Origin of the sequence: Acidithiobacillus sp., from assembly GCF_023255755.1 — a bacterium.
Taxonomy (GTDB): domain Bacteria; phylum Pseudomonadota; class Gammaproteobacteria; order Acidithiobacillales; family Acidithiobacillaceae; genus Acidithiobacillus.
This window is the reverse complement of record NZ_JAGDVS010000044.1, coordinates 1-8,602: the sequence shown is the minus strand read 5'-3', so window position 1 is coordinate 8,602 and position 8,602 is coordinate 1. Positions and strand designations below refer to the sequence as shown.

Sequence of the window (8,602 nt, the reverse complement as noted above, 5' to 3'; positions counted from 1 at the left end):
CCGGACCGCCTGGCCCAGGCCGCCAGACGCTGGGCATCGGGCAGAGCCGCCGGGCGCATGGGCAGCAATATCTGCAAGGACTCCGTAGGACGGGTATTCGTCATAACCAGCCCGCCGCCAGCATCATTCGCAGAAGAATCAGTGCCGGGATCGCCGCCGCGATATCATCGAGCATAATACCCGTGCCTCCATGAATATGCTTATCCAGCCAGGAAATCGGCCAGGGTTTGAGCATGTCAAAAAAACGAAAGAGCAGGAACCCGACGACCAGCGTCCACCAGCCGAAAGGCACCAGCCAGAGGGTGAGTAGCAGGCCCGCCCATTCATCCCAAACGATAGCCGGGGGATCCAGGGCCCTTTTTCCACCGCCGTTTTGCATCTCCCGCGCGGTCTGCCCGCAGAGCCACGGCCCCACCGCGATAATTGCCACTAACACCCCTGTATAAACCATATTATTCTGCACCACGAGGGTCAGCAGCAGATACAGGGGAATGGCAGCGATAGTACCCATGGTGCCGGGCAGGATGGGCGACAGGCCGCTGCCGCCGCCCAACGCCAGCCACTGATACCAGGGTCTAGAGTGCATGGACATGCCCCCAGGTGGAAGGCAGCGGCAGCGGCTCATCCCGCCAGGTCAGAGCGACCGCGGTCCGGGCATCGGCGGCCGCAGGCAGGATGCTGCCCACCGCCGTCAGGCGGAGGGCAAGTGTCCGGGCGGCCTCCTGCAGTGCCATCGACAAGGCAGGAGCGGCACAGAGGATCAGTTCATAATCATCACCGCCGGTGAGGGGCCAGCGTTGCAGGCGTTCCGGGTCGGTCCGCGCCAGATCCGCGAGTTCCGGGCTCAAAGGCAGCGCATCCAGGGCGACCTGCGCCCGGACACCCGAAGCTTTCAGGATATGGCCAAGGTCGGCCAGAAAGCCATCGGAACAATCCACGGCACAAAGCACGCCCACTGTCAGCGCCGTCATGCCGAATTCGAGACGGGGCGTGGGACGCAGCCGACGGGCCTCCAATGCGTCCCACTGTGGTGCTGAGCAGGGGAAGGCCTGCCCGTCGTGGCCGCGCTCCACAAAAGCCAGGTCCAGGGCTGCGGCCGCGTCCCCGAGACTGCCAGTGACCCAAATGACGTCTCCGGGCCGTGCCGCATCACGGCGCATCACCCCATGGCCGGTAAGCCCCAATGCGGTTACGGAGAGGGTCAGCGGCCCATCTGTAGCCACCGTATCGCCGCCGGCCAGGGCAACGCCGTGGCGGTCGGCAAGTGCACTCCAGCCCGTTGCGAATGCTGCCAGCCACTCCCCATAGCCTTCCGCCCGCTGTGGCAGGGCCAGACTAAGCAGGCACCAGCGCGCCTCCGCACCCATGGCGGCCAGGTCGCTGAGATTCACCGCAAGGGCTTTCCAGGCGAGGTCTTCCGGGCTGACATCGGGGAAAAAGTGGCGACCGGCAACCAGGGTATCCATTGTCGCCACAAGTTGCCGACCCGCGGGGTCCAGCCAGGCGGCGTCATCACCGATACCGAGCCGCACACCCCTGCTTTCCGTGCCCGGACGGCTCCGTAACTGTTCGATGAGCGCAAACTCTCCGCCCGCCATATTCACTCCGTTTTTGCCGATCCTTGCGCTACTATAGCAAGGACATCACCTGAAGGAAGCCATGCCCAGCACCCCCACCGTCACCGGACGCTTTGCGCCCTCCCCCAGCGGCCCACTCCATGCAGGATCACTCATTGCCGCCATTGGCAGTTATCTCAGTGCCCGCAGCCAGGGCGGGCGCTGGCTGCTGCGCCTGGAGGATGTGGATGAGGGCCGCGTGCGTCCGGGTGCTGCCGACACCATTCTCCGGCAACTGGAGGCCCTGGCGCTGGACTGGGACGGACCGGTGCAGACCCAGTCCTCCCGTAAGGCGGTCTACCGGGAAGCGCTGGTGGCTTTGCAGGCACAGAGCATGGTCTACCCCTGTGCCTGCACCCGGCAGGAAATCCGGGACTTCGGCGAACATTATCCGGGCACTTGCCGGTCGGGTCTGGCACCCGGACGGCAGACCCGCTCCTGGCGCCTGCGGGTGCCCGACCATTTACCGCCCTGGGAGGATCGTTTCCATGGCTGGCAACCATCGCCCGCACCACAATATGACCCCGTCCTGCTGCGTGCCGACGGCTACTTTGCCTATATCCTGGCCTGTGTCGTGGATGACGGTGAGCACGGTGTCAGCGAAGTGATTCGCGGCGGTGATCTGCTTGCGCTCACCGCGGTGCAACGCTATCTGCAAAGTACCCTGAACCTGCCCCATCCCCAATATGGGCACCTGCCCCTGCTCTGCGATGCGGATGGACGCAAGCTGTCCAAAAGTGCCGACAGCCCCGCGTGGACGGGCAGCCCCAGTCAGGCCTGGGAGGAGACGTTGCGGCTACTGGGTTGGACAACGCCTGCCGGGCTGCACGGGGCTTCTGCGCTGGAGTGGCGCGACTGGGCATGCACACGGATGGCTGTGGAGCAGCCTCTTTATGGCACTGCGCCACTGGCCTGTACCAGCAGACAGCGTTAGGCTGAGCCCCATGAACCTGCCTCCCCTCACCCCCGCCACCCTGATCCGCCGCTACAAACGCTTTCTTGCCGACTGCACACTGGCCAGCGGCGAGATCATCACCGTACACTGCCCCAACTCCGGGAGCATGCGCAGTTGCGCCGAACCCGGTCAGCCCATCCTGATCTCCCTCAGCGACAATCCCAAACGCAAACTGCCCTGGACCTGGGAACTCTACTGGAGCGGCGCCAGTTGGGTCTGCGTCAACACCCAACGCCCCAATGCCATAGTTGCCGAGGCCATCACCGCGGGCGACATACCCGCCTTGCAATACTACACACAACTGCGCCGCGAAGTGCCCTATGGCCATCATGAACGCGTGGACATCCTGCTCAGCTCCGAAGGCCAGCCACCCTGTTATGTGGAGGTCAAATCCTGCACGCTGCTGGAGGATGACGGCATCATCCGCTTCCCCGATGCGGTCAGCAGCCGCGCCTTGCGCCATCTGGGGGCATTGACGGAGGTGGTCCGCAGCGGCGGGCGGGCGGTGATGTTTTTTCTGGTCGGCCGGGAAGACGGCCGGGGTTTTGCCCCCGCAGACGCCATTGATCCCGCCTATGGCAAGGCTCTACGCCGGGCACGCATCGACGGTGTAGAAATTCTGGCCTACCGGACCCGCGTCAGTCCTGATAAAATAGTCATAAGCGCGGCGGAACCGCTTTTCTTTTAGCCGCTTCAGGAGAACAGCATGTTACAGCGCAGCAAAAAATCCCCCCAGAACAACATTAAGACCGCAGAAGAAGTCGAAAAAATGCGGGTCGCCGGCCAGCTCACGGCTATGGTGCTGAAGATGATCGGCCCCCATGTCAAAGCCGGCGTCACCACCGGTGAACTGGACCGCATCTGCCACGACTACATCGTCAATGATCTGCAAGGCATTCCGGCACCGCTCAACTATCAGCCCAGCCCGGAATATCCACCCTTTCCGAAATCTGTCTGCATCTCCCTCAACCACGTGATCTGCCATGGCATTCCCGGCGACCGCGTCATCAGGGATGGCGACATGCTGAACATTGACGTCACCGTCATAAAGGAGGGCTATCACGGTGACAGCAGCAAGATGTTCGCTGTCGGCGAGGTACCGTTGCGGTCGCGGCGAGTAATGGAAGTGGCCCATGAAGCCATGGTGCGCGGCATTCAGCAGGTGCGGCCCGGCGCGACCCTGGGCGATATCGGCCATGCCATCCAGGTCTACGCCGAGGCGCAGCACTGTTCCATCGTGCGGGAATTCTGTGGGCATGGGATTGGCCGCAAATTCCACGACGAGCCGCAGGTATTGCACTATGGCAATCCCGGCGAAGGCATTGAATTGGTGGCGGGCATGACCTTCACCATCGAGCCCATGGTCAATGCCGGCAAACGCCATATCAAGGCCCTGCCCGACGGCTGGACCATCGTCACCAAGGATCACAGCGCCTCCGCCCAGTGGGAGCACACCATTCTGGTCACCGACGATGGTTACGAAATACTGACCCAATTGCCTGGCGACCCCATTTAAGAATGACGAGCCGCGCCGCGCAAACCCGGACGCTCGCACCCCATGCGGCGTTGCGTGAGGATCAGGGATCCCTGCAAGCCGCCTTTTCACCACAGCAGAGCAGCAGCACCTTGCTCCGCCAGCGCTGCCGCTCGATGGACAGCACCCTGCGCAAGCTCTGGCAGACGCCATCGGGCACAGACGCGTCAGCCGCCGACCATCTCACCCTGGTAGCCGTAGGCGGATACGGGCGCGGCACGCTCTTTCCCGGCTCTGATATTGACCTGTTGATCCTGACCCCCAGCAGCGACCTGACCGCGATACAAAAGCACTTCATCGAAGCCTTCCTGACCAAGCTCTGGGACCTGCAAATGCAGGTAGGGCATAGCGTTCGGGGCGTGGAGGAATGTTTGCAGGAAGCGCGTCAGGATCTGGGTGTTGCAACCACTCTACTGGAATCCCGTTATCTGGCCGGATCGCGCCCATTATTGCAACAACTGAGCGACGCGTTGCAGGAAAATCCCCCCTGGCCGCCCCCGCTTTTTTTCGCCGCCAAACTGGCGGAGCGGGAAAACCGCCACACCCGCTGCAGCAATACCGCCTTTCATCTCGAACCCAATCTCAAAGAGGGTCCCGGTGCGCTGCGCGATATCCATCACCTGCAATGGCTCGCGGCCAGTGTTTTTGGGGAGGGCAGCCTGCACCGGCTGCGCGATGAGGATATCATCACCAGCGAGGAATACCGCCAGCTCCTGCGCGCCCAGGCCCTGCTCTCGCGCCTGCGGATCGCCCTGCACTACGCCACCGGACGCCACGAAGACCGTCTGCGCCTCGACTTGCAGGTGCCCCTGGCGCGGCAAATGGGTTACGCCGATCGGCCCGGACGCAGTGCCGTCGAACAACTGATGCAAAAGCTCTATCGCGCCTTCGCCGACATTCTGCGCATCGCCGCCATTGCGCAGGAGAATATCGCGCAGCGCCTGGCCGCAGGCACGACAGCACCCATGGCCGCCGACCGGCGCGTCGCCCTCCCCATGCCCACGCTGCGCCGCGATGATTCGCAGTTGCTCCGACATATCCTGAGGCTGTTCCGCAGCCTGGCGGAAGACCCCCGACGAAGCACCCTCGACGCCCAGACCCAACGCCACCTATATGCCTTGCGGAACGCCATTCACCCGCGGGATCTGGATCGTGATCCCATTGCGCAGGAGGAACTTCTCGCCATTTTCGCCCAGCCCGACGGCGCCTATCGCAGCCTCAAAATGATGCAGCAATGTGGCCTTTTGGCGCGCATACTCCCCGCTTTCGGACGCATTACCGGACGCATCCAGCACGACCTCTTCCATGTGTATACCGTTGATCAGCACACCCTCTTTTTGCTCCGCAACATCGGTCAGATCTGGACCAACGAGACGCCGCAGATGCCCGTTGCCAACGCTGCCCGGGAGCAGGTCGAAAAACCGGAGTTACTGGTGCTGGCCGGCCTCTTCCACGATATCGGCAAAGGCCGCGGCGGCGATCACTCCAAAATCGGCGCGCAGGAAGCCCGGCATTTTGCCCGGCGTTTGCGGTTGTCGCCCCGCGATACGGAACTGATCGTCTGGCTGGTGGAACAACACCTGCAAATGTCCAGCGTCTCCCAGCGGCGTGACCTCGAAGACCCGCAGGTCATCCGCGATTTTGCCCATCTGGTCCAGGACGAACAGCATCTTGCCTATCTTCTGCTCCTCACCGTCGCCGATATGCGTGCCACCAATCCGGAACTCTGGAATGACTGGAAGGGATTACTGCTCAGCACATTGTACCGGGCGACAGCGAGCGAACTCCAGCGGGAGGAGCGCCAAACCCGAGACCTTCCGCAGATCGTCGCCGACAAACAGCAAGCGGTGTTAGAGAGAATCGCCGGTACGGACCAGCCGCGGGCGCGCGCACTCTGGCAACATCTTTCTGGCCCTTATTTCCTGCGTTACACAGAGGACGAACTGCTCTGGCATTGTCAGGAAATACTGGCCCACAAAAACCGTAAACCGCTGGTCGCGGTGCGCCCTCGTGCGCCCGAGGGCAGCGAAATCCTGATTTACGGTTCAGACCGGCCGGGGCTTTTTCAGCAGATTACCGGCGCGCTTGATCGTCAGTCTCTGAACATTATCGACGCCCGGATCGATACCAGCGAGGACGGGCGCGCCATCGACACCTTTCTGGTCATCGACAACAGCCATGCCTTCGCCCATAGTGCCGAAGCCCATGCCGATCTGGGTAACGAACTCCGCGCGATTATTGAAGGGGAGGCAGTGAGCAAACCCCGCTTCGGATTGCGCCATCGCGATCCACGTCACCGTTTTTTTGCCCATGTTCCCGCCGAGATCCGGGTAGACAACGGCGCCTTGCTCCGCTATACCCTGCTGGAAGTCCGCGCTGCGGACCATCTCGGCCTGCTTTATCAGGTCGGTGAGACGCTGCGCGCATTGCAGTTCAACATCCACGGCGCAAAAGTCTCCACTTTTGGTGAACGGGTGGAAGATACCTTTTTCATCCTTAACGAGCGGGGGTGCAAACTGACCGAAACTCAGGCCAAAACGCTGATTCAGGCCTTGGATGACATTTTGAATGGCGAAGCTGCTTAAACGATGAATTGCCCCCTCCTCCTACGACAGGCGTAAACCCATGTGGTCATTCCTTCTTCCTGACGCCCGGCGGCGGCGTGACCGTGCCCTGGCCCTTGCCGGTGTCCTGCGCAGCGCCCTGCTGGTGCAAAATATCGCGCGTAATGGGTCACAGCCCGGAGAACTGCTGCAGACCTGCATACAGAGTGTTCTCGCGCTAGACAGCCAGGATAGCCTGCGTGCCTTGGGCGATATCGACAGTCTGCGTCAACCCCTGGCCCTGCTCTGCCCCCTGCTGCGGCGCGGCCCTGGCAACGCCCAGGAGGCCGAGCTATTACGCTACAGCATGGCGCTGGTCACCCTCGGCAGGCGTCTCCGCAAAAATCCATCGGCCACCCGGCGCGTCCAGGAGGGTATTGAGCAGGCCCAACGCCAGGTCACCCACTTTGCTGATCCGACGCAGCGCAGCATCATTGCCGGGCTCGCCCAAACCTACACCGAGGCCATCGGTACACTCCGCCCGCGCATCATTGTCAGCGGAGAAAGCCGTTTCCTGAGCGATCCCGACGATGCCGCACGCATCCGCACCCTCCTCCTCAGCGGCATCCGTGCGGCCGTCCTGTGGCGGCAGGCGGGCGGCCATCTGCCCGGCACCATTCTCGAGCGACGCGGACTCTGTCAGGAAGCGGAAGAACTGCTCGCCACCCATCCTCAGCTTACTTGAAGCTGGTGCCCACCCGCCTCGAATAGTCGACATAAGGCATATGTCTTTCCCAGACTAGCTCGTTGATCTCCCCGATCATCAGGCGATTTTCCATTTCCAACACATCCCCCAAATGAATGACCTCTGCGTGGTTCCCGGCATCCAGAAGCGCTTTAGCCGTCCTGGCAATCCTATGAATGCGCTCGTGGCGCGCCAGGATTCCGCTAAATTCTGGTTGCTGACCGTAATAAATCATACCATCCCCTCTGAGCCATCGCCCCAAATGACAGAGGTCGGCGGCATCGTCCTCCAGAATGTGCTCAGGTAACGCCATGTGCTCACCCATGCCCATCAAAAACTTTTCAGTCCGTAGCGCGTGCCCTTCCAGGATAGTGGGCAGGATATCGACAGAAGGTATGTTTTCCCGACCCGCCGGGATGGATCGGAAATGTGCTATCCAGTCTGGAATATCTTCGGCAGGGACTGGTCGGGAGAACAAATAGCCTTGCAAATGACTGCATCCTATCCTGGTCAGGAGCCTCGCGTGTGCAGTCGTTTCCACTCCTTCGGCAATGACATCAAGGCCCAGCATGCGGCTGGCAGTAATGACTGCGGTTACGATGGCCAGATCTTTGGGATCATCCACCATGTCGCGGACAAAGCTCTGATCTAGTTTGACCGATTGAGTCGGGAGCTGTTGCAGGTAAGTCAAGGAAGCATTACCGGTACCGAAATCATCCAGCGCCACGCGTACACCTATCCGGTTACAGGCACCTAGCCGTTCCTGTGCCTGTACCATGTCGTATAGCGGCGCTGATATGGTCGAGCGCCGCATAGAAATCTGCAGGGCTAAGCACAATAATGTTTAGTTAGTAATGATCACAGGGCACGGGTCGCAAGGTAGCTGCAACGGATCCCCCCTATCCCTGATTGGGTATGAACTCATTTTTCTGCGTACTCCGCGCGGGTTGCGTTTGCCGCGGCTGGTGACGGCGCGGCCAGAAGCGATTTCCCTCAAGACACTCTGAAACCAGACAGACCTACCCCGAGGGGGGAATAGCGCCGATTGCCGGGAGGCGGCGATGGAGGACGCGCACCGCATGGATGAAGGACAGATCCTGGGCTGCCTGACCGGTTTGCGCAGCCGCTTCTGTCATCAGGTGGCGGATAGCGGCATGGACCAGTAAGAGGGCATAGAATTCCTGCTCTACCAATTCAGGTCGCTTGCTG

At 61.5% G+C, this 8,602-nt stretch carries 8 protein-coding genes and 1 pseudogene; 5 read left to right on the top strand and 4 right to left on the bottom strand.

Going from position 1 to position 8,602, the window contains the following annotated elements:
* Nucleotides 1–100 precede the first annotated feature (100 nt).
* The gene (locus Q0C48_RS03300) at nucleotides 101–586 is read right to left on the bottom strand and encodes a phosphatidylglycerophosphatase A (protein WP_291521517.1); all 486 of its coding nucleotides are present in this window, start codon (nucleotides 584–586) and stop codon (nucleotides 101–103) included.
* Entirely contained in the window at nucleotides 576–1,598 is a 1,023-nt protein-coding gene (gene thiL / locus Q0C48_RS03295) for a thiamine-phosphate kinase (RefSeq protein WP_291521514.1), read from the bottom strand. The genes Q0C48_RS03300 and thiL overlap by 11 nt, the downstream gene beginning before the upstream one ends.
* Before the next feature lie 61 nt (nucleotides 1,599–1,659).
* Between thiL and gluQRS the strand changes: the two genes are divergently transcribed.
* From gluQRS to hflD, 5 genes are read left to right on the top strand one after another with little or no spacing between them, the layout of a single operon-like run.
* On the top strand, nucleotides 1,660–2,550 hold the full coding sequence (gene gluQRS, locus Q0C48_RS03290; RefSeq protein ID WP_291521512.1) for a tRNA glutamyl-Q(34) synthetase GluQRS: 891 nt from the start codon (nucleotides 1,660–1,662) through the stop codon (nucleotides 2,548–2,550).
* A 10-nt stretch (nucleotides 2,551–2,560) separates the two neighbouring features.
* The gene (gene sfsA / locus Q0C48_RS03285) at nucleotides 2,561–3,259 is read left to right on the top strand and encodes a DNA/RNA nuclease SfsA (RefSeq protein ID WP_291521510.1); all 699 of its coding nucleotides are present in this window, start codon (nucleotides 2,561–2,563) and stop codon (nucleotides 3,257–3,259) included.
* A gap of 18 nt (nucleotides 3,260–3,277) precedes the next feature.
* Nucleotides 3,278–4,087: a type I methionyl aminopeptidase gene (gene map, locus Q0C48_RS03280; RefSeq protein WP_291521508.1), complete on the top strand. Its 810-nt coding sequence runs from the start codon at nucleotides 3,278–3,280 to the stop codon at nucleotides 4,085–4,087.
* 2 nt (nucleotides 4,088–4,089) lie between these two features.
* Entirely contained in the window at nucleotides 4,090–6,690 is a 2,601-nt protein-coding gene (glnD, locus tag Q0C48_RS03275; protein ID WP_291521506.1) for a [protein-PII] uridylyltransferase, read from the top strand.
* A 40-nt stretch (nucleotides 6,691–6,730) separates the two neighbouring features.
* Nucleotides 6,731–7,393, top strand: coding sequence for a high frequency lysogenization protein HflD (hflD, locus tag Q0C48_RS03270; RefSeq protein ID WP_291521504.1), 663 nt, complete (start codon nucleotides 6,731–6,733; stop codon nucleotides 7,391–7,393).
* Here the strand turns inward: hflD and Q0C48_RS03265 are convergent.
* A complete protein-coding gene (locus tag Q0C48_RS03265; protein ID WP_291521502.1) occupies nucleotides 7,386–8,207 on the bottom strand; it encodes a CZB domain-containing protein in 822 nt (273 codons plus the stop codon). The genes hflD and Q0C48_RS03265 overlap by 8 nt on opposite strands.
* Nucleotides 8,208–8,412: 205 nt before the next feature.
* Nucleotides 8,413–8,602 (bottom strand): annotated as a pseudogene (locus Q0C48_RS03260) (IS4 family transposase); the annotation flags it as partial.

Bases quoted from the DNA above. Each gene is read 5' to 3' on its own strand.
- Q0C48_RS03300 (WP_291521517.1), bottom strand. From the start codon at position 586: ATGCACTCTAGACCCTGGTATCAGTGGCTGGCGTTGGGCGGCGGCAGC.
- thiL (WP_291521514.1), bottom strand. From the start codon at position 1,598: ATGGCGGGCGGAGAGTTTGCGCTCATCGAACAGTTACGGAGCCGTCCG.
- gluQRS (WP_291521512.1), top strand. From the start codon at position 1,660: ATGCCCAGCACCCCCACCGTCACCGGACGCTTTGCGCCCTCCCCCAGC.
- sfsA (WP_291521510.1), top strand. From the start codon at position 2,561: ATGAACCTGCCTCCCCTCACCCCCGCCACCCTGATCCGCCGCTACAAA.
- map (WP_291521508.1), top strand. From the start codon at position 3,278: ATGTTACAGCGCAGCAAAAAATCCCCCCAGAACAACATTAAGACCGCA.
- glnD (WP_291521506.1), top strand. From the start codon at position 4,090: ATGACGAGCCGCGCCGCGCAAACCCGGACGCTCGCACCCCATGCGGCG.
- hflD (WP_291521504.1), top strand. From the start codon at position 6,731: ATGTGGTCATTCCTTCTTCCTGACGCCCGGCGGCGGCGTGACCGTGCC.
- Q0C48_RS03265 (WP_291521502.1), bottom strand. From the start codon at position 8,207: ATGCGGCGCTCGACCATATCAGCGCCGCTATACGACATGGTACAGGCA.